This is a genomic window from Hyalangium versicolor (genome assembly GCF_020103695.1).
In the GTDB taxonomy this organism is placed as follows: Bacteria; Myxococcota; Myxococcia; order Myxococcales; family Myxococcaceae; genus Hyalangium; species Hyalangium versicolor.
The window spans coordinates 1-18,815 of sequence record NZ_JAHXBF010000008.1 but is presented as its reverse complement, the minus strand read 5'-3'; the positions used below and the strand labels follow the sequence as shown (position 1 = coordinate 18,815).

At 65.8% G+C, this 18,815-nt stretch carries 17 protein-coding genes and 1 pseudogene; 8 read left to right on the top strand and 10 right to left on the bottom strand.

Annotated features, from left to right (window positions below; genetic code table 11):
- Positions 1–5: 5 nt before the first annotated feature.
- The 5 genes from KY501_RS17815 to KY501_RS17795 form a co-directional block, all read right to left on the bottom strand.
- Positions 6–692 (bottom strand): Rossmann-fold NAD(P)-binding domain-containing protein, encoded by a 687-nt coding sequence (locus KY501_RS17815; RefSeq protein ID WP_224364377.1) that lies wholly within the window; start codon positions 690–692, stop codon positions 6–8.
- Positions 689–1,255: a TetR/AcrR family transcriptional regulator gene (locus tag KY501_RS17810; RefSeq protein ID WP_224364376.1), complete on the bottom strand. Its 567-nt coding sequence runs from the start codon at positions 1,253–1,255 to the stop codon at positions 689–691. Before KY501_RS17810 ends, KY501_RS17815 begins: the two co-directional genes overlap by 4 nt.
- Positions 1,256–1,286: 31 nt before the next feature.
- Entirely contained in the window at positions 1,287–2,348 is a 1,062-nt protein-coding gene (locus KY501_RS17805; RefSeq protein ID WP_224364375.1) for a DUF2268 domain-containing putative Zn-dependent protease, read from the bottom strand.
- A 1,329-nt stretch (positions 2,349–3,677) separates the two neighbouring features.
- Positions 3,678–4,415, bottom strand: coding sequence for a hypothetical protein (locus KY501_RS17800; protein ID WP_224364374.1), 738 nt, complete (start codon positions 4,413–4,415; stop codon positions 3,678–3,680).
- Entirely contained in the window at positions 4,412–4,936 is a 525-nt protein-coding gene (locus tag KY501_RS17795; protein ID WP_224364373.1) for a hypothetical protein, read from the bottom strand. The genes KY501_RS17800 and KY501_RS17795 overlap by 4 nt, the downstream gene beginning before the upstream one ends.
- Before the next feature lie 1,058 nt (positions 4,937–5,994).
- On the opposite strand from KY501_RS17795, the gene KY501_RS17790 reads away from it, so the two are divergent.
- From KY501_RS17790 to KY501_RS17775, 4 genes are all read left to right on the top strand, one after another.
- Positions 5,995–6,207 (top strand): hypothetical protein, encoded by a 213-nt coding sequence (locus KY501_RS17790; protein WP_224364372.1) that lies wholly within the window; start codon positions 5,995–5,997, stop codon positions 6,205–6,207.
- Positions 6,208–7,151: 944 nt separating this feature from the next.
- Complete coding sequence (locus KY501_RS17785; RefSeq protein WP_224364371.1) at positions 7,152–7,739, top strand: hypothetical protein; 588 nt, start codon at positions 7,152–7,154, stop codon at positions 7,737–7,739.
- A gap of 21 nt (positions 7,740–7,760) precedes the next feature.
- Complete coding sequence (locus KY501_RS17780; protein WP_224364370.1) at positions 7,761–9,011, top strand: c-type cytochrome; 1,251 nt, start codon at positions 7,761–7,763, stop codon at positions 9,009–9,011.
- 26 nt (positions 9,012–9,037) lie between these two features.
- A complete protein-coding gene (locus KY501_RS17775) occupies positions 9,038–9,940 on the top strand; it encodes a hypothetical protein (RefSeq protein WP_224364369.1) in 903 nt (300 codons plus the stop codon).
- Between the two features lie 22 nt (positions 9,941–9,962).
- On the opposite strand, the gene KY501_RS17770 is transcribed toward KY501_RS17775, so the two are convergent.
- Together KY501_RS17770 and KY501_RS17765 are read right to left on the bottom strand one after the other, a co-directional pair.
- The gene (locus KY501_RS17770) at positions 9,963–10,886 is read right to left on the bottom strand and encodes a DUF2381 family protein (protein WP_224364368.1); all 924 of its coding nucleotides are present in this window, start codon (positions 10,884–10,886) and stop codon (positions 9,963–9,965) included.
- 110 nt (positions 10,887–10,996) lie between these two features.
- Complete coding sequence (locus KY501_RS17765) at positions 10,997–13,090, bottom strand: serine/threonine protein kinase (RefSeq protein ID WP_224364367.1); 2,094 nt, start codon at positions 13,088–13,090, stop codon at positions 10,997–10,999.
- A 276-nt stretch (positions 13,091–13,366) separates the two neighbouring features.
- On the opposite strand from KY501_RS17765, the gene KY501_RS17760 reads away from it, so the two are divergent.
- Together KY501_RS17760 and KY501_RS17755 are read left to right on the top strand one after the other, a co-directional pair.
- Positions 13,367–13,615 carry a helix-turn-helix domain-containing protein gene (locus tag KY501_RS17760; protein WP_224364366.1) on the top strand — a complete coding sequence of 83 codons (249 nt, stop codon included), beginning with the start codon at positions 13,367–13,369 and terminating at the stop codon, positions 13,613–13,615.
- The gene (locus tag KY501_RS17755) at positions 13,612–13,962 is read left to right on the top strand and encodes a helix-turn-helix domain-containing protein (RefSeq protein ID WP_224364365.1); all 351 of its coding nucleotides are present in this window, start codon (positions 13,612–13,614) and stop codon (positions 13,960–13,962) included. The genes KY501_RS17760 and KY501_RS17755 overlap by 4 nt, the downstream gene beginning before the upstream one ends.
- Before the next feature lie 15 nt (positions 13,963–13,977).
- Here KY501_RS17755 and KY501_RS17750 read toward each other — a convergent pair whose 3' ends face one another.
- Entirely contained in the window at positions 13,978–15,243 is a 1,266-nt protein-coding gene (locus KY501_RS17750; protein WP_224364364.1) for a serine/threonine-protein kinase, read from the bottom strand.
- A 332-nt stretch (positions 15,244–15,575) separates the two neighbouring features.
- Here KY501_RS17750 and KY501_RS17745 point away from each other — a divergent pair, with 332 nt between their 5' ends.
- On the top strand, positions 15,576–16,421 hold the full coding sequence (locus KY501_RS17745; protein ID WP_224364363.1) for a multiheme c-type cytochrome: 846 nt from the start codon (positions 15,576–15,578) through the stop codon (positions 16,419–16,421).
- A 578-nt stretch (positions 16,422–16,999) separates the two neighbouring features.
- Here the strand turns inward: KY501_RS17745 and KY501_RS17740 are convergent.
- Positions 17,000–17,710, bottom strand: coding sequence for a hypothetical protein (locus tag KY501_RS17740; protein ID WP_224364362.1), 711 nt, complete (start codon positions 17,708–17,710; stop codon positions 17,000–17,002).
- A gap of 435 nt (positions 17,711–18,145) precedes the next feature.
- Between KY501_RS17740 and KY501_RS54565 the strand changes: the two are divergent.
- Positions 18,146–18,399: pseudogene (locus tag KY501_RS54565) on the top strand (hypothetical protein); the annotation flags it as partial.
- Between the two features lie 120 nt (positions 18,400–18,519).
- Here the strand turns inward: KY501_RS54565 and KY501_RS17730 are convergent.
- Positions 18,520–18,815: cytochrome P450 (locus KY501_RS17730; RefSeq protein ID WP_224364361.1), on the bottom strand; the 296-nt coding region annotated here is incomplete at its 5' end.

Genomic DNA, 18,815 nt, shown 5'->3' with positions numbered 1-18,815 from the left:
CGGACTCATGCTCCGACTCGGTTGATGTCGGCCGACTCGAGGATGAACCGATCGGCCCGCCCTTCGACGACGCGAAGCATCGCTCGGCCGAGACTCTCGGAGGTGGTGCCCAGGGACGGAAAGACCCGCGCGAGGAGCGAGACGAGAGGGAAGATCGGCTTCAGCAGGACAAGGCCCACCTGATAGAGGCGCGTGCGGCTGCGAATGCCCGGGCCAGGCCGGATGAAGCCAGGGCGGACGGCGCCGGCATGTCGGAACGGCATCGACTTCAGCGTGCCCTCGACGCGCTGCCGGACGCGTGCCCACATCGAATTGCCTCCGGCACCAGCCGCGGAGCAGTAGCAGAAGGAGAGCCCCGGGTTCAGCCGGAGGAGAGCGCGCGCCCAGACGAGCGTCAACTCCTCGGTCACCCGGGAGTAAGCGGCCTCATCGAGGCCCACGGAGCTGATGCCCACCGCCCAGATGCAGGCGTCGTAGCCGACGAGTTGGTTCTCGACGGCGGCGAAGTCGAAGAGATCGGGCAGCAGGAGTTCACGCAGCTTCGGATGGTCGACGCCGCATGGCTGTCGTCCGATGCTGAGCACCGATCCGACTTCGGGCGCGTTGAGCGCTTCGCGCAGGGCCCCAGCGCCGACCATGCCGGTCGCGCCGAAGACAATGACTCTCAGCGGAGAACCTCCGTGGGTGCTCATTTCCGCTTCCCTTTCTCTTTCATGGGGGGGACGAAGCGAGCCGCGAGAATCCGCGCTCGTTGCTCCAGCACCTCCGTCGTGGGCACATCCGCCAGGAGGCCGTCCAAGGCGAGGAGGAAGACTTCCGCGCTCGCCTCATCCCCCAGGATCGAGGACACGCATTGCAGCAAGAGCTGGCGGTGCTGCGCTTCGACGTCGGGATCGATCCGCTCGCAGGTGTCGAAGAACTCACGCCCCATGGGCGCGCCGACCATCTCTGCCCAAGGGTCGAGCACCATCAGGCGGCAGACATTGAGCAAGCGTTCGTACAGGCTGCCTGGCGCGGCCGCCGCCTGTTTCGCCGCGGGATGCTGCGAGACCAGCCAGTCCACGAAGACGGCCTTGAAGATGTCTTCCTTGTCCTTGAAGACCCGGTACAGCAGCGTGCGCGAGAGGTTCGCGCGTTTGGCGATGTCCTCGAACGACGTCTTCGCCAGGCCGAAGTTGAGGAAGCACCACCGCGCGGCGAGCAGGATCTTCGAGCGGCGCGCGGCGGCCTCGTCCTCATTCAGGGCTGCTGACATATAGGCACTTTGACATTCAGCGCACTATTTGTCAACTCGTTCCCGGGACGAGGCTTGCGATGAACCTACCGTTTGGAAGGCGCTGCGGCCGGGGGAGCGCTGCTCGGGATGGGGGTGCCTCGAGCCGACGCAGCGCCTCCACGAGGGCGGTTCGCAGCTGCGAGCCGTGCAGGTGTGCCAGCTCCGCCAGGGTGCGCGTGCGCGCCAGCTCGCGAGCTACTTGATAGCCGACGAAGTACCCGCTCCGGGCAGGGATGTCCTGCCGAGGCGCGTTCGCCAGGAAGAAGGCCGCGTACTCCTCGGGAGCCTGCGAGTCGAGCTTCGCGCGCAGCTCCGCGGCCAGCTTCGGCAGCAAGGGACGCGCCCGGGTTGGCATGTCCTCGGGGAGCCCGAAGAGGATGCGCTCGGAGACGTTGGGGTTGAGGGCCTGGGCGACGTACGTGGCCAGTCCTTCGCGCCACAGGGCGGCGGCCAGGGTGTCCTCGGCGCCGGGGTCCATGAACTGCTTGTGGTAGATGTGGAAGAGTTCGTGGTCGAAGAAGGGCTCCACGTCTGCTGTCGGGCCGTAGATGGCAGCGATCATCTCCACCCCAAAGAGCAGCGCCGTCTTGCCCTTCACCTCTCGGGTCGCTCCGTCGAACGCTCCCAGCGAGTTGAGGAAATAGACTTCACCCGTGTAGCTCATGTCTGGGAACTCGTGGCGGAAGCGGGCCTCGTAGAGAGGAAGCTTCTGTTGCAGCTCCTTGGAGAGCCGGCTCATCGTGTCGAAGTGGGGGGACACGAATTGGAAATACTTCGGGTAGCGCTTCGCGAGCTCCTCACGAAGGGGGCGCTTCTCGTCGAGGCCCAGCACCCTGGCGGTGTAGAGGTCGGGATAGGCCGCCACTACCTGCTCGAGGAAGAGCCGCACCTGCTCCGCCTGATCGAGTTCCCGCGCGTGCTCCCAGTAGCGCCAGAAGGCTGGCGTCGCATCCACGACGCGGTAGGTGGCGGGCGGAGCTTCCGCTCGGGCAGCGGCAGGCAGCAGACAGATGAGCCAGCCCACGGTGGCGAGTCGCGAGAGGAGACGGAGAACCGTGAGCGGTGTGGGCATGCCCGACCCTAGCACGCGAAGGGCTGGGCGCAGGGGGAGTGAGGGCTGGTGCCAAGTTCCCCCGGCGGGGTGCTTGGGAACCTCTTCCCGTGGCGTGGACGCTGCGGCCTACCCACTGATAGCGTCAACAATCGTTCGTGGAGGCTCGCATGAGGTGGCTCCCAATGGGAGTGGTCGTCCTTTCAGTCACGGCAACAACCGGCTGCCCCTCTGAATTCGGCAAGAGCGGTCGCGTGTCCAAGGCCGTCCACAACGATTCGCAGGAGAACCTGCTGGAACTCACACACTGCTCGGATGCGTGGAAAGCGGAAGTGTGCGGCAATGGCCCCAATAGCAATCGCTATGAGTGTGAGAAGTGCGGCGGCCCATGAACTGGCGAGTGGTCCTCGGCGTCTTCGCGGGCGTGCTCCTGCCGCTGCCGCTCTGGCTGCTGCTGGGGATACTCCTTCGTCCAATACTCGAACCCGCAGAGTCAGGAGTCGCGCGAATCACCCCGATGCTCGACAGCGAGCAACGCGCTCGGCTGCCAACATACAAACGGCGTTGCCTGTCAGGTGCTGAGTGCGACCCACCACTGAGCTGCTTGTATCAGTCCCGGTACAGGCACGCGTTCTGCACCGACAGCCAGTGTGCCACTGATGCGCAGTGCCCGGACGGACAGGTCTGCCGCGAACTCGCTGCGAGGAGGAATGGACCGCTCGTGCGACTCTGCATCCCCGTGGGCATCCGCCAGGAGGGGGAGAACTGTGATCCAGCGCCAGCAGATCAGCAGCGCGCCTGTGTGGACGGACTTGTATGCGCCGGGAGGGACGGTTGGTGCAGTCGCCCATGCCACCTGGGCACCGAGGCGGAATGCCCCAAGGGCTTCTTCTGCGCGGACACTGAGCCGCAGCCCACATGCCTGCCGACCTGTGAGAAGCAAGGATGTCCCTCAGACCAGCAGTGCATCCGGTTCCTTGAGGGCTCCTCCCAGTGTGTTCACGTCTACGGGCCCAACTGCCAGCAGTCGCCTTGTCCCGACGGCCGACAATGCCAGGCGATGCCTCATCCACGGCAACCCGGCAAAGCGTGGCTCTGGTGTGTCCAGTGGTGCCGCAAGGATGATCCTCCCTGTCCAGCGGGCAAGGTCTGCAGCGAGTATGAATGCGTCCCGGCTTGCGACCCGCAGGGCCCCGCCGTATGCGCCGAGGGGTATCAGTGTCGCCAGCCCTGGCCGGATTCACCCTTTGGGTGCCATCCCGATTGGTAGCACCGTTACGGGAACGTCACCCCAGGGACAAGAAGCCGGACACCCGTTCCGGAGCACGCAGATAGCAGAGTCTCAGCGCGTCACAACACGCGGGCCGCGCGGGCCTCCTCCAGCGAGTACTCCCGCCCAGCGGTGGTGAAGGGGCCAGTCTTCTGGATGAGCCACGAGCAGGAGCCCGGAGGCAGGTAGAAGTCTTCCTCAAAGGAAGCCAGCCCCAGGTGGCGCAGGTAGTCCTTGAGCATCTCAAAGGTGAAGCGGTCCCTCAGCCGGCGTGCCTGGTACTTCTCCACCTGCTCAAAGGGGAAGGGCTCACCCGACTGCTCGAAGACCCAGCGGCCCCCATCATTGGCAGCGGCCAGGGCACGCACAGTGTTGCTGATCTTCCCCGGCTGCTCCGGGCCGTATACCCCCAGCATCACCGATCCGTAGCGGCCTTGGTCCCCGCGCAGCGTATGGGGCACGGCAACCACCCGCAGGCACCGGATGCTCAGCCTCCGAGCCATGTAGCGCAAGGGGCTGGCGGCATCCGTCCCGGTCCACCCGTTCTCGACATAGGCTGTCCAGGGGCTGCGCGTCGGAATGAACAGGTGCCGCTGTGTCTCCCCACTGGTGAGGGGCAGCAGCCTGGAGAGGGCTTGCTCCAGGGTGCCCGAGACGGGAAGTACCTCCACGGAGATGCCACGGGGCGTCATCAGCTCGCCATGCCACGTGGCGAAGGCTCGCGCCGCCTGCTCCGCTCCCAGTTCCAGAAAGCCCATCTCTGAAGTGACAGGCGCCCAGCGGTCCTCCAGCAGCAGTCCCTTCATCTCTTGCGTCATGGAGTCACGTCTCTTGGCTCAGGGATGATAATCCGGATGATGGTGGCTTCCGGATCGTTGGCGGTGAGGCGCGCCTGGTGGCCAGGGCCTCGGCCCGAAGAAGGTGAGTCGTACTCCACAGAGTAGCGCCGACCGTTGTAATCGAATTGCAGGTCCGGCCGATTGATTCCCACGCGTTGGCCGTTCCTGAGCGTCAGTTGCTGCTGGTTCACCCGAATGTTCGTGGCGCCTCGCTCTTCTAGAAACTTGATGTCCCTCTGGAGTTGCGCGTTCTGGCTGGGGCTGGGGCTGGGGCTGATGGGACGGTCCGTGTTGAGTCGATACCCAGGCACAGGCCGCGTGGCGTTCATCAACTTGCCAGCGACCACGCCAGTCGCCAGCGCGATGAAGAACTCCTGGGCCGCGCCGAGCCTGGCCCCCCCCCGAGCGGTGAACAGTTCCGGCCGCTCCTGCGGCGCTGGCGGCTCCTCCTCTTCCGAGGCACGGACGCGGGGAGTGTTGGCGCAGTCCGTCAGCCCCACCCAGGTTCTTCAATTCTGGGATGCGCTGGCAGCGTCCCGCTGCGTCCTGAATCATCTCTTGAGCTTCGCCGCACGCACTGGAGCTGCCAAGTTCTCGTGCCCCTGCGAGGTGTGAGCGCCCCAACGGGGGTGATTTTTGGGAGGTGTAAGGTCTACCGAAGCCAGCTCTCAACGCACCCATTTTCCTGTGCGTAGCGACCCCGTTCTATTGGTTGCAGAAATCACAGGAGTCGTAGCTGAAGGAACAGTAGTAAGCTGGATCAAGGGTGTAACAGTTCGGGATGCAAATCTTTCCGGGGCCACAATTTGGATGAACCGGGTCGCATGGTGTTGCACAAATGTTCGCGCACTTGATGCAGACCTGTCCAACGACCTTACAGTAGGGATCGTTGTTGAAGTCGCATTGTTGGATCTCTTGGGTGATGCTTTTCATCTCCTCGGCTTCGGCTCCCTCTGAAGCAGCGCCACAGCCAGTGATGGCCGCCATCCACAGAGCAGCAACGATGCTCAATGTTCGTACTCCCAGCACCCTCATGGTGACTCCTTGGCGAGTTAGGCCCGTTGAACTCACGGATTGCCCACAGGGTCGCAGATTCGTTCGCCGCGCATACAGGAGAACTAAAGACAGTGTTGGCTAATAGGCTATCTTGGTAGGAAGTAGAACCAAGATCACGCTCGGCGCCTGCAGCCACGACCGTCGGCCAGCAGCGCACGGAACGTGCTGGCGCTGCGCCCGCAGACTTGTCCTTTCCACGTGCCGTGGCGTGGACGTTGCGGGAGCGGCGCAGGTAGGCTCGTGCGTCTTTGGGCAGGTCTGCAGCGAGTACGAATGCGTTCCGGCTTGCGACCCGCAGGGCCCCGCCGTCTGCGCCGAGGGGTATCAGTGTCGCCAGCCCTGGCCGGATTCACCCTTTGGGTGCCATCCCGATTGGTAACCCCGTTACGGGAACGCCACGCCGGGGCCTATGATGCTCCAGGTCTCCTCCGCGTGCTACACCGCAGCGTGGACGCGGCGAGAGCCGTGCTGGTAGCGTCGAGAAGTGCCCATGGAGGCTCGCATGCGGTGGCTCACAGCGGGAGTGGTCGTCCTTTCAGCCATGGTGATGCCCGGTTGCCCCTCTGAGTTCGGCAAGGACGGCCGCATCTCCAGGGCTGTCCGCAAGGACGCACAGGAAAACCTCATCATCAAGAGCTGCTCGGATACGTATAGAGACGAGGTATGTAACGGCCCCAATAGGAATCCCAAGAAATGTGAAGAGTGCGGCGGATGAACTGGCGCATGCTCCTCAGCATCTGCGCGGGCGTGTTCCTGGCTCTGCCGCTCGTGCTGCTCCTGGGCGCATTCTTCCAATCAGAGGTGGCGATTGACGCCCTACCCGGGATGCGCATCAGCCCGATGCTAGACATTGAACAGCGCATGCGGCTCATCACGTACGGAAGGCCCTGCCGCGCCAGTGCCGAGTGCGAGCCACCGCTGGGCTGCTTGCATCAGTCCCGCTACAAGCAGGCGCTCTGCACCGACAGCCGATGCACCACGGACGCGCAGTGCCCGGAAGGTCAGGTCTGCCGCAACCTTGCCACGGAGGAACATGGGCCGCTGGTACGCTTCTGCGTCCCCTTGGGCCCGCGCCAAGAGGGTGAGAACTGTTCCCCAGTGCCAGATGACCAGCAGAGCGCCTGCGCGTCCGGGCTTCTGTGCGGGGGTACCAATGGTTGGTGCGCCCGCCCATGTCACCTGGGAGTGGAGGCGGAGTGTCCCGAGGGCTTCTTCTGCGCAGACGCCACTCCCGAGCCCATGTGTCTACCCACATGCGCGAAGCGAGGATGCCCCGCAGACCAGGAGTGCATCCACTACGACGATGGCACCTCTCAATGCGCGCACGTGTATGGCGCTAACTGCCAGCAGTCGCCTTGTCCTGAGAGCCAGTGGTGCCATGTGCTCCCTCACCCCAAGCACCCCGGGAAGGCATGGAACTGGTGTGTCGAAGAGTGTGGCAAAGACTCTCCGCCCTGCTCCGCTGGGAAGGTCTGCGACGGCTGGAAATGCATACCGGCGTGCGATCCACAGGGCTCCGCCGTGTGCGCCGAGGGGTTCCGATGCCGACAGCCCTCACCAGACAAACCCTTTGGGTGCCATCCGGATTGGTAGCCGCATGAGGGTGGCGCCCCAGGAGGAAGGCGCCGGGGTCGCTCCTGGATCTGCTACTCTGGGGAGATGCTTTCCCGCGCCCACATCCCCATCGTTTTCTGCGGCACGGTCCTCGGGTCTCTGCCCGCGCTCGCATGTGGCAACTCGATGGACGCCGGCATCTCCCTGCCCATCGGGGTCGACCTGGTCTCCTGGACCGTGGGGGCAGTGTTCTTGAATCGCGTCGTCCTCAAGAACGTGATCGGCCCGTTCGACGAGGAAGAAGAACCGTCACAGTTCCGCCGGAGCTTCTTCCTGCTGGTGGGCGTCGCCCTCATCCTGCTGTTGGTAACGATCACGGCCGGTGTGCCCATCCTCTCCCTGAGCGGTGACGCAGTGGCCAGGTGCTCGATGAGTACCCTCCTGCTGCTCGCGCTGGTGGCCAGCCCTCTCGTCCTCTTCCTCCTGCAGGCCGAACTCTTCCAGCGGTTGAACACACGAGGATTCAGCAGCAAGAGCAGCCTCACCCTGATTGCCCTGGTGATCACCTCTCTCTTTCTGGCGGGAGTGGTTGGCAAGACCCGCGACGGGCTGATCCTCCCCAACCTCTGCTCCCAGGAGTCGGGAATCACCTTCATGGGAGTGGATGAATACAACGAGCAGAACCAGTACTGAGCAGCCGCCTGGAGCCCCATCGTGTCCACGCGCTCCCTTCTGTCCTCCTACCTGGCTGGCATCGCGCTCCTGCTGGTGACAGCCGGCGTCGGCTTCGTGCTGGTCCGCGACTCCGATGTGCTGGCGCTCCGCCTGCGGACTCGCAACCTGGCTCCCACGAGGCAGTCGCTCGAAACACCGCGGGACGCAGTGGAACATTTCCAGTGCAATCGATGCCACGTGGTGCCCGGCATCGAGCCGGCCTCGGCACGACTGAGCGAGAACTGTGTAACGTGTCACCAGGCCATCACCGCCGGGCGGCTCGACCTCTGGTACGAGACGGAGGACGTCGCTCGGTGGAAAGAGAACCTCACGCACTTGATGCGGACTCCGGATCTGGGCTCGCTGGGGAAGCGCGTCAAGCGCAGTTGGCTCACCGCCTGGCTCCAGGCGCCACACGTGGTGAGGCCGCTGTACGGGGCCACCATGCCCAAGCTGAAGATCGGCCCGCGGGAAGCCGGGCTCATCGCCGACTTCTTCGCGGTGAGCGAGGAGGACTCAGGGGAGCCCACGCGAGGTGACGCGGCCGCGGGCCGAGCGCTCTACGAGAAGAGCCAGTGCGCGCGCTGCCACTACCGCGGAGATTCTCCGCTCGCCTCGCTGCGCTACGGTGCGCCGGAGTTCCGCAGCCCCTCGGCACGGAGGCGAGCCCCAGACCTGCGATACGTGCGCAGCCGCATGTCGCTCTCGCAACTGCGGAATTGGCTGACCGATCCGCAGCGCGTCCTCCCCGACACCGAGATGCCCTCCTTCCCGTTCACCGCGAAGGAAGTCGAGGATCTGGCGGCCTTCCTCTCCGAACCGCTGCCGGAGATGGCAGCAGCGCCGCGGCCCGCGTACAAGCCTCGGCTGCTCGAGCACGAGGTGCATTACCCGGAGGTCGCACAGAAGCTCTCGCGCCACCTGTGCTTTCACTGCCACTCCGCCACGAACCGGCCTGGAGATCGAGGGCCTGGAAACTCCGGTGGGTTCGGCTACGAGGGCGTCTCGCTCGATCTGGCCACCCGGGCGGGCATCCTCCGCGGAATCAAGAGAGACGGCCAGTTCCGCGGGCTCCCGGATCGGCAGGAGGATGGCACGCCCAGGCTGGTCGCCAGCCTTCTGGCCCGCCACACCGAGCTGGACGGGCACTACGATGCGGCGCTGATGGGCATGCCCCTGGGTTTCCCGCCCATTCCGGATGAGGAGATCGATCTCATCTACACCTGGATCGAACAAGGCGCGCCCGAGTAAGACTCTCGTCATGTCGTGAGGTCACCATGAATACAACTGGCAACGATGAGACCGAAACCTACCTGGCTGACATCGCAAAGGCGATGGAAGGGGAAACCTGGTCAGGACCGCAATACCACAAGCTCATGCGAGGCCTGACCGTAAAGCTCTCGACGGGTGCCTTCACAGGCTCCGGAGTCGTTTACCGTGTCGAGGGCCAGCGTGTGTTCATCCGGACGGCAGCGCACAACATCCAGATCCAGACCGGGAGAAATGACGACAAAATCACGTTCGAGATGGTCAAGACGTTCCGTGCCAACGTTCGAGTAGTCCTGACGCCTCCCGGCAAGGAGCCCATCTCTGTCTCGATCAACGGTGTGTCTTACAGCACCGCCACCGCGACAGGCTGGGATGCCTGCAGCCTCATGGTCAGCAACCTCGCCTTTGCTGGTGCAGTGACAAAAATCCTGGCCGATTACAAAGGGCTCCTGCAGAAGGGCAAGGCGCCGCCTTGGAAGAAGAAGAACCAGTCTCCTTGGGAATCGCTCTCCCTCGCAAACCTCAAGAAGCTGATCAAGTCCCAGGACCCCATGAAGGGGTACACACTCTTGCAGGCGGGCTATGGAAAGACAACCAAAGCATCCATCAGTTCGGGAGGACCGCTCCAGTTCCGCAAGACGAAAGCCAAGGCCGCGGATCCCGATGCCAGTTATCTCGCCTCGACAAGTGAGGAGTTCCAACAGGTGCTCTTGCTCGATGCCAGCGACACCAATACGACGCTGCCGGGTGACTCGGGAGGCCCCCTGTTCGCCGTCCACCCGAAACTCGAACAGGTGTTCCTCCTCGGGGTCACGCTCGGTGCCAACTTCTATGCCGGCGATGAATCGGACGACGGCCCTGTCGTGAACAATGCAGTCACTTTCTGGGAGAAAGATCAGGATGTTCGCTGATTAGAAACGATGGGTAGCTGCTTCACGGGAACGTCACACCTGTGACGATGACGCTCCGGGTCCCCTCCGCATCCCACAGTTTGAGCGTGAAGGTGCCCCGGCTCTCTGCCTCCGTGGCGTCCGCCTCGATCACCACGCGCTGGCTCTGCACGCCTTCGCTGAGAGGCTCTGCTTGCCAGGGTGGGGACACTCGCAGCGGGCGGCGTCCTGGCCCCACCAGTTCGGCTCTTGCCGCTTGCCAGGGCTGCATTCCCTTGGTGCCCCCCAGCCACACCACGACAGCCACCGTACGGTTGGAGCGATAGCTGTAGGCCCGAGCCACCTCGGCGGCGTTCCCAGGGTGCATCCCGATGCTTGAGGTGATCTTCTTTCGAGGGATCCCCTCCTCAATCATGAGCCCGGTGGCGACCAGACCCGTGAGTCGCCCGGGACTCGCCTTCTCGGCGAGCAGGCTCCTGTTGTCCTCCTGGCACTGGTGGAGCTGGGTGTCCTTCTCATGCACCTCCTGCTGGTAGGACTCCAAGGTGCGCTTCTCGCGGTACACTTCCACGAGGGGCTCCACCTGTCCGGGGGACACCACCAGCCAGAAAGCCGCGCTCGCCGGGGCCTCTCCCTCCTTGAAGCGGACCGTCAGCCGGAGCCTCTCTCCCGGCATGACACGTCCCGAGGGCACCAGCCGGAGCATGGTGTTGCTCACCTCCACCAACGTGAAGCGCTCCCGACCTTCCACGGCTACTCCATTGCCGAGGAGCTCCGCGCCGTAGAAGAGGAGCGCGGTGGACAGCTCTGGACCGATGCACAGCTCGGGCACTTCTCCGGTGGGCTCCGTCTTCAGCTCGATACGCCGTGTCCCCGTTTCACAGGGGACGGCTCGGGGCTGCGCAGTGGCAGTGGCGCCCACGAAAAGCGCCAGCGCCAGAGGTGCGGTAGGGAACGAGTCGAACACGAAACAGAACCTCCTGAGTGGGGACGTGGCGTAACGTCCTGGGAGGTCGCCTCTACCACGCCTTCCCGCTCAAGAGCGCTGCTCGCTCCGGGGCTTCGCCCGGGTCAGCCTCACTGGAAGTGCTCCACCGCTACCACCCTTCCAGAGTTCTCCACCATCGCGGTGTCGGCCGTCGAGCCACTCTCCATCAGCATTCCACGATCGTGGTCGGAATCTGCCAACTCGAAGCAGACAGGCCAGGTGCGGGTCCCATCCCTCTCTTGTGCCAACGTAAACCGCCCGTAGACGCGCTCCGTCCCAAAGATGAGCCGCCCCTTCAGGAAGGCCTGCGGGCCCAAGGGCTTGAATGGCCTCCCGAGGAACTGCATGCGGAGCCCCCCCCCCTCCCTCACGGGCATGATCCGACCCACCGGTCCAGGGGTGAGCACCGCATCCCCTTCGTCGCCGATGTTGATGCCCAGCTCGGCCATGGTCTTGAGAGCGCCGGGAGGACATGGCTCGGAGGGAGGCTCGGGGCGCACCTGGGGCCCAGTGCAGGCCGCTGAGATGCATGCCCCCGTGGCGATGGCCTTGCCCATGGGACCGAGGCCCTTCTGCTGCTTCTGCTGCTTCTGCTGCTTCTGCTGCGGATTTTTCATGGAAGCCTCTCCCTTCTCGCTCCACGTGGAGGGCTCCACGAGAGCTGCCTCCTCGGTGACGAGGAAGTCGGGGCCGGTAGCTTCCGGCGGCTTCCAGGGCGGCGCCACTTTCCTGCCTACCTCCCAGGTCACTTCCGGGGTGGCATCGAGGGGCCAGACGCGCGGCTCTCCGTCAGTCCCAGCGGCGAACGGTGGCGGGCTGGCGGTACGGGACGAGGCCGCCCAGAACCAGACCCCGCCTCCCCCCACCACCCCCGTGAGGATCAGCCCCACCACCAGCCATGGGACGCGCCTGGCCCGAGATGCTGGCTGCCGCTCCCTGGCGCTCGCAGGTGACGGCGGAACTGGATCGGGCGCCGAGACCGGGGCCACGGGCGCAGGCGGTACGGCCTCGACGGAGAGGACAACAGGGGCCTCAGGTGGAGCGGCAAGGGCCAGTGCCGCCATGGCTGGCATGGGAGGGCTCGCGGCGGGAGAAGAGACAGGAAGGGCGCGAGGAGGTGCGGCGTCTTCAACTGCTGCGGGAGCTTCACCCTCCACCACCACAAGAGGGCGCACGCCTCGCCGGGGCCGCGCTTCGGCCTCTCGCGACGCCTTCAGGTAGTGCGCCACCTCGTCTGCCCCGGGGCCCAGGCGCGTGGTGAGGGTGTGCACGCTGAAGACTTCACACAGCGGCGCCTCCCAGATTGCCTCCTGTCGTTCCAGCACCGCCGAAAGTGCCTCGCACAGCTCCTGCGCATCCGCGGGGCGCTCCTCGGGCTTCTTCGCCAAGAGCCGCAGGCACAGCTCGCTCAGCTCCACGGGGACCCGATGGTTGAGGAGGTGGGGAGGCGTGGGCGCCTCGATCAGGACGGGGTCCACGTCCTTCTTCTTCCTCACGTAGAAGGGCCTGCGGTTCGTCAGCAGCCAGTAGAGCACCACCCCCAGCGCGTACAGGTCATCCGAGGGCATGGAGCGGTAGTGCGCGCCCGGTACGCCCTTGTTCTCCCGCTCGAAGCGCCAGGCCTCGGGGCTGCGATAGTCCGGCGTCCCTGGCGGCAGCAAACCACCGGTCCGCCACCCGGCTTCCTCGTCGCCCCCCACACCGAGGTCCACCAGCACCACCTCGCCGGAGGAATCGCGCACCAGGATGTTGGCTTCCTTCACATCCCGGTGGACCACCTTGGCCCCATGGAGGGCCACCAGCGCCCGCGCTACGCCCAGCACCTTGCGCACCGCCTCGCGCGCCGAGGGGTTCTCCGTGCTCACCCACACGTCCAGGCGCCGGCCCGGCACGTACTCCATGATGATGACGAAGTACCGGGGGGCCTTGTCCGGCCACTGGCCGTGTCCCAGCAGGCGCACCACGTGGGGGTGCCGAACCTTCGCCAGGTTGAGCAGCTCCCGCACGGCCCACTCCCCCACCTCCTCCAACGGCAGCAGCTTCAACGCGTAGAGCTCACCTCCCCGCCGCGCAAGGAACACGGTGCCGAACCCTCCCTCGCCGAGCTGGGCCTCCACCACGTAGCCCCCCACGTCCGTTCCGGGTGACACCTCCGGCCCCCCCTCCTCCTCGCGCCCGCTCATGGGCGGACTCCCGCCGGCCCCTCGCTCAGGAGCGGCGGCGCAACCGGAGTGATGGGAGCAACCTCGCGCATGGACTCAACCTCCTGGGTAGTGCGCGACGCTACCAGAACAGCCCGCGGAATCATCCTGGGGGTGTGCCTCTCATGCGGATGACAGGCAGTGGAGCGACGGGCCAGGACCGACGCATTGGGTCTACTCGCCCGTCAACCCTTGGAGTATAGAGCCCCGCAGCCGCCTGGGCGCGGTGCTCAGCCCCTCTTCCACCGAGGTTCATCCATGCCGGAACTCTTCGCCGCTGCATTCGGAAAGGCCGTGCGCGCCGCGCGCCAGCGAGCGCAGCTCACGCCGGAGCAGGTCGCCCGCGCCATCGAGCTGCCACCCGTGGCCTACGGCCGCCTGGAGCGAGGGCTGCTGCTGCCCAGCGTCCAGACGCTGGTGCACCTGTCCCAGCTCCTCCGCACCCCCACCGACGTGCTCATGGGCCATGTGCTCCCGGAGCCGTCCCAGCCCGCGTCCACGCCATGAGCGAGCTGCTGGCCAAGTCGGTAGGACAGGCGGCCCGCGGCGCACGCGAGCGGCTGGGGCTCACGCAGGCCCAGGTGGCCGAGATGGTGGGCATTGCTCACATGGTCTACAACCGCCTGGAGAACGCGAAGATGTTGCCCAGCGTCCCCACCCTGGTGCGGCTATGTGATGCGCTGCGCACCACCTCGGATGAGCTGCTCGGGCGAGCCCGGCCCCCACGCGGTGGCAAGGCCCGGCGCTCGGAGGAGGATCCACCGTCGGTGCATCAGCTCCTCTCTCTGGCTCGCAAGCTGGACGAGTCCAAGCGCCAGGCGCTCCTCACGATGGCACGCGCCCTGCTGCGTTGACGGGGTGAGGGCGCGCTACACGCGGCGCGCATCGCTCCCGGGCACCCGCTCGTGCGCGTCCAGGCCTGCCGGGTAGATGCCACCCTCCACCAGCTCGGCGACATCCCGCCGGGTGCTGGCCTCGGCGAACAGCCGCGCCACCTCCTCAGCCGCCTCCTTCCGTCCATAGCCGGGAGCCAGCGCGACGAGCTGGGCATGCAGCTCGCTGCGCATCTCCCCGGCCGTCGCGTACCGATCAGCGGGGGACCGTGCCAGGGCACGGCGGAGAATGGCCTGGAGCCCTTCCGGCAGATCCGCCACCGCGCGCTCCACATCCTGCGCGGTGTACTGCTCCGCCAGGGTGATCATCCGGACCAGGGGCAGGGAGGGTGTCTCGTCCGCTGTCGCGGAGCCCTTCGTCGCGCTCTCGGACACGGGCTGCGAGTCCTCCACGTTGAACAGGTTCCTGTTCGTCAGCGCCTCCAGCAGCACAAGCCCCAGGGAGAAGATGTCCGAGCGCGCATCCATCTCGGCGCCCAGTAGGTACTCGGGCGAGGCGTAGAGCAGATCGCCCTTGAGCAGCCGCCCGGGCGTCTCCTCCCGCCCTACCCGCTTGGAGAAGGCCGCACCGAAATCCGTCAGCTTCACCGCCCCGGTCTTCTTGTCCACGCGGATGTTCCGTGGACTCACGTCCCGGTGGATGAGTCCCAGCGGACGGCCCCCCTCCTCCTCCGTCAGCGTGTGCGCATAGTGCAGCGCATCAGCCACCTCGGAAGCGAGATAGAGGACGAAGGGCACAGGCAACGCACGGTCCAGCATGGCCGCCGCGCTGATCAGCGAGTCGAGCCTCGGCCCGTCCACGTGCTCCATGATGACGTAGGGCACCTTCTCCAACACCCGGAGGTGATGCACCTGGGCGATGACGGGGTGGTGGAGCCGAAAGGCGAGCTGCACCTCTTCGACAAGGCGCTGCCGCAGCTCGAAGCGCACCGGGTCTTGCAGGCGCTTGACCACCACGTGCCCGGCGAGCCCATGACGGAGACGGCGAGCGGCCAGCAGCACCTGCTCTCCGTTGCTGCGCTCTTCCAGCACCCGGAGGATCTCGAAGTTCACGCGCCCCACCGAGAAGGAGTCGTAGGGCATCTCCTCAAGCATCCGGCTGAGCGTGGCCAGGTCCCGCCCCAGCCGCTTCAAGACCTTCTGGAATGGATCCTTCTTGCTCTCTGGGGAGAGCCCGGGGAGGGCTCCGTCCTTCAACGGCTGCTCGGACTCATTCGGCTTGCGCAGGGTCTTCTCGTTCATGGTGGACTCCATTAAACCCAACAGGTTTTAAACCCATGGAGTATCACAAGCGCAGGCCGGAAGAGAAGATGGCTGGCCCAGCTCCGCGCCTCCGCGAGATACCTCGGAACCCACCGAGCAAGGCTCCCCCGGCTGGCCGAGTTCCCTCTGGGCCCCGTCACGTGGTCACCGATAGGTGCCGGACATTGGATTCCCACCATCGAGAGCCTCATCCTGTCCCCCAGCGGCAAGCGCTTCGTGCTGATCGGGCGCCTGGGCGATGGAAACATGCGCGACCCCACCGAAGCCCACTTCGTCGCTCCTCCCCCAAGAGCAAAGCCGCCCGCTGAATCATGAGCCCGCTGGCTTGGATCGCTCTCGCCCTCGCGCAGGCGCCGCTGTTCTCGCAAGGCCACGGCCCCGTGCGCACCGGGAAGCCCGCCGCTGAGCTCTCCGCCAGGGAGTGCCAGCCGTGCCACGAGCGCACCTACGAGGAGTGGTCACGCTCTCGCCACGCGCTGGCCTGGTCCAACTCCCTCTTCACCCAGTCCTTTCGCGACACCGGCTCCTCATGGTGCGTGCACTGCCACGCGCCGCTGGCAGAGCAGCGCGCCCAGGCACTCACCCGGCAGGGGCCGGAGCCCGCGCTCCTCTCCGAGGGCGTCAACTGCGCCACCTGCCACATCCGCGGAGGAGAGCTCCTCACGGGCCGGGCTCCCTCGAAGGATGCGCTCGAGGCCCACCCCATCCGCCAGGAGCCTCGGCTGGGCTCCTCCGAGTTCTGCGGCGGCTGCCACGAGTTCTTCATGCCGGAGTTCCACATGCCGGGACGTCCGGACAGCTCGCTGCCCATGCAGAAGACGCTCACGGAGTGGCACCGGATCGCGCGCCCACGTACTGGATGCTCGACATCCTCTACGCGGAGCCCAGGCTCGAAGCCCGTCTACCGCCTTCCGACTCTCGAGCCATCGTCACCGGCGGCGCGCTCCCGGCTCGCCAGGTGGATCCGGAGCACGGCCTCTGACGTGTCCTCACCGGACGAACCCGGGCTGCGTGCTCACATTCTCCGCATCCGGCTCCACAGCAGCTGCAGGAAGAAGTTCTGGATCGACCGGAGCTGGCGATCCCACCACCCCAACTTCGCGGGTATCCGCTGGATTGTGCGCTCGAAGGGCTTGTCCTGCCACTTCAAGCAGTGATGGCAGTAGAGCGCCATCTTGCGAATCGCCTTCGCGCAATGCATGCATGACTTCCAGCCTTTGAATCGGGCGGGAGGCGCTTCGACCGGGGCGTCGGTGATTTTCAGCTCGCACGCCGGGCATCCAACCGGCTCACGTGCGTGCGGTGCTCGGTGAGTGAACTCGGACATGCGGTGTCGTTCGACCGAGTCAGGAAGGGGCGTCGCGCAGTAGATGCAGTGGACGTAACACCCATCCTCAGTGACAAAGGGCTTTTCCATCGAAGCAGGGGCACTACACAGGGGGGAAGCCCAGGCGCAATGACAGACATCGAAGAGCGTCAGGGCGTTTTCGACAGAAGAGCGGATGTCTCAGGACTTCGCAAGGAGTATGAGCGTTATTTACCGCGAGAAAAATGCGCCATGGTGGCAATGCCGCAGCGCGGTGGAGCAGGCCGCTGGCGTGCGTCCGGTGAGCCCGGCACGAGCGAGCCCCTTTCCTCCGTCCAGCCAGAGGAAGCTTCAAAGCCAACGGCACCGCGCCCCTGTGTCCAGAGCGCGGTGCCGCCGTTCCTGCATCAGCTCCTCCACTGGAGGCTCTTACTGCGGCGCCTTGAGCGCAGCGCCCCCATCCGCCGTCAGCGCCTCCACCAGCTGGGCCAGCTTCGACAGCGGGATGCCCTGGATGTCGAGCACCGCCTCGCCCTGGTGATTACGCAGCTGCACCTTCACCGGATCGCCCTTCTGGAACCGGCTCACCACCGCCTTGCCCACCTGATCCGCCAGCGCCACATCCTCGGCCGTCAGCGGCTTGCTCGACGTGGGCTTGCGCTTGGCTCGGATCGCCTGGCGCATCTCCTCCACGCTGCACGCCGAGAAGGGCTTGGCCGTCAACACCCCCTTCGCGTCCGGCACCTCGATGAGGGCCTCGCCCGGCGCCTCATGGTCCACCTTCAGCCCCGCCATCTCCTTGTAGGTCAGCAACAACGTCAGGCACGTCACGCCGTAGCGCCAGGCGACCTCCTCGCTGAACTTCCGCGCCACCGTGCCGTACGAGCTCAACGTGGTCTGCGACAAGTCCTTCAGGTTCTGGAGGAAGTAGTCGCGCGCATCCTTGAAGCCGGCCAGCTCCGCAAGCTTCTTGTCCACCACGTAGTTGTACAGCTCCCCCATCCGGTAATGGTTGCGGCTCTCCTCCCCCATCAGCTGGATCAGGGCCACGCGCACCTGCTCCAGCGTCATGTCCTGCGAGAGTGCCTGCCGCACGGAGTTGCTCATGTCCTTCGACTTCGTCTGAAACAACTGGAACATCTGTTTATCCCCCTCGGAGAGACACCATGTCTCTCCCCAGCCGCTCGCTTTCCGCGGCGGCCGTGCTCAAGCCTTCAGCACGGAACGGGCCAACGCCTGTCTCCTCCGCAACACAGGCACTTGCGCGACAGGGCCCCACGAAAACCGTCTCAACCGTGAGACACCTGTCCAGTCCGTGAGACGGTTGCGAATTGCCCTGGAATCTTCGGGCCTTGCGAGGCAGCGCACGCACCGGAAAGACCGGCGGGAAGGGCAACCCCTTGGATTCCCAGCGGAGTACACCTGCACCTCACGGGAGCCACGATCTCATCCGTGAGACGGTGCTCCTCTCTCAGGAGGGCATGCCGGTACCGACCAGTCGGTACCGGTGGCCTCTCCGTGTTGAAGTAGTCAGCCCCCAAAGTCAGGATGTCGCGCTTCCCAATCTCCCTGCGGGAGAGCGTCGAGGCCGAGGTCGGCAAGATGCTGAACCCAGCGGCGCTCAAGGCCGTGATGACCTCGGCCGCTCTGGCCCTGTTCCTCACCATCACCCTGCCCGAGCCGGCGCGAAGGCCGAGGCTGGATTCCAGCTTGGGACGGCCCTGAATGGTGGCGTGACCTCCATCGCGCTGCCCGCGGCTGGAGTGCTCAATGTCGCTGCACCGCGCTCTCCCGCGCCTCGGGCGAGCAGTGCTCGGCCGCGGCTCCCCGAGCTCGCCCTCGCCGCGCTGGCCGGGCTCCGGGTGGGAGAAAGGGAGAGAGTGCCCCCATCACTCCAACCCCTGACCCGTCAAATCGGGCAAGGCCGGCCGGCCGTGCGCCTCGACGCATCATTCCAGCGCCAGCTGGATGGGCCGGGAGGGCCCGACCACGGCGTTCCGCGCGACGACGCGGATGGCCGGGTCGCCGTGGAGGCGGAAGCGGGCGGCGCGGACCAGCGTGGCCAGCACGACTCGCATCTCAAATGCGGCGAAGGCCGCCCCGAGGCAGCGCCGGGCGCCGCCGCCAAACGGGAGGAACTCGAAGGGGCTGAAGGTCCGATCGAGGAACCGCTCGGGGCGGAAGCGCTCCGGGTCGGGATAGGCCTCCTCGCGCCGGTGGGCGAGGTAGATGGACGCCGACACCG

Excerpts from the sequence above, each read along its gene's own strand:
- KY501_RS17765 (WP_224364367.1), bottom strand. The coding sequence starts at position 13,090 with ATGAGCGGGCGCGAGGAGGAGGGGGGGCCGGAGGTGTCACCCGGAACG.
- KY501_RS17745 (WP_224364363.1), top strand. The coding sequence starts at position 15,576 with ATGAGCCCGCTGGCTTGGATCGCTCTCGCCCTCGCGCAGGCGCCGCTG.
- KY501_RS17755 (WP_224364365.1), top strand. The coding sequence starts at position 13,612 with ATGAGCGAGCTGCTGGCCAAGTCGGTAGGACAGGCGGCCCGCGGCGCA.
- KY501_RS17740 (WP_224364362.1), bottom strand. The coding sequence starts at position 17,710 with ATGTTCCAGTTGTTTCAGACGAAGTCGAAGGACATGAGCAACTCCGTG.
- KY501_RS17810 (WP_224364376.1), bottom strand. The coding sequence starts at position 1,255 with ATGTCAGCAGCCCTGAATGAGGACGAGGCCGCCGCGCGCCGCTCGAAG.
- KY501_RS17805 (WP_224364375.1), bottom strand. The coding sequence starts at position 2,348 with ATGCCCACACCGCTCACGGTTCTCCGTCTCCTCTCGCGACTCGCCACC.
- KY501_RS17760 (WP_224364366.1), top strand. The coding sequence starts at position 13,367 with ATGCCGGAACTCTTCGCCGCTGCATTCGGAAAGGCCGTGCGCGCCGCG.
- KY501_RS17790 (WP_224364372.1), top strand. The coding sequence starts at position 5,995 with ATGCGGTGGCTCACAGCGGGAGTGGTCGTCCTTTCAGCCATGGTGATG.
- KY501_RS17785 (WP_224364371.1), top strand. The coding sequence starts at position 7,152 with ATGCTTTCCCGCGCCCACATCCCCATCGTTTTCTGCGGCACGGTCCTC.
- KY501_RS17775 (WP_224364369.1), top strand. The coding sequence starts at position 9,038 with ATGAATACAACTGGCAACGATGAGACCGAAACCTACCTGGCTGACATC.
- KY501_RS17750 (WP_224364364.1), bottom strand. The coding sequence starts at position 15,243 with ATGAACGAGAAGACCCTGCGCAAGCCGAATGAGTCCGAGCAGCCGTTG.
- KY501_RS17815 (WP_224364377.1), bottom strand. The coding sequence starts at position 692 with ATGAGCACCCACGGAGGTTCTCCGCTGAGAGTCATTGTCTTCGGCGCG.
- KY501_RS17800 (WP_224364374.1), bottom strand. The coding sequence starts at position 4,415 with ATGACGCAAGAGATGAAGGGACTGCTGCTGGAGGACCGCTGGGCGCCT.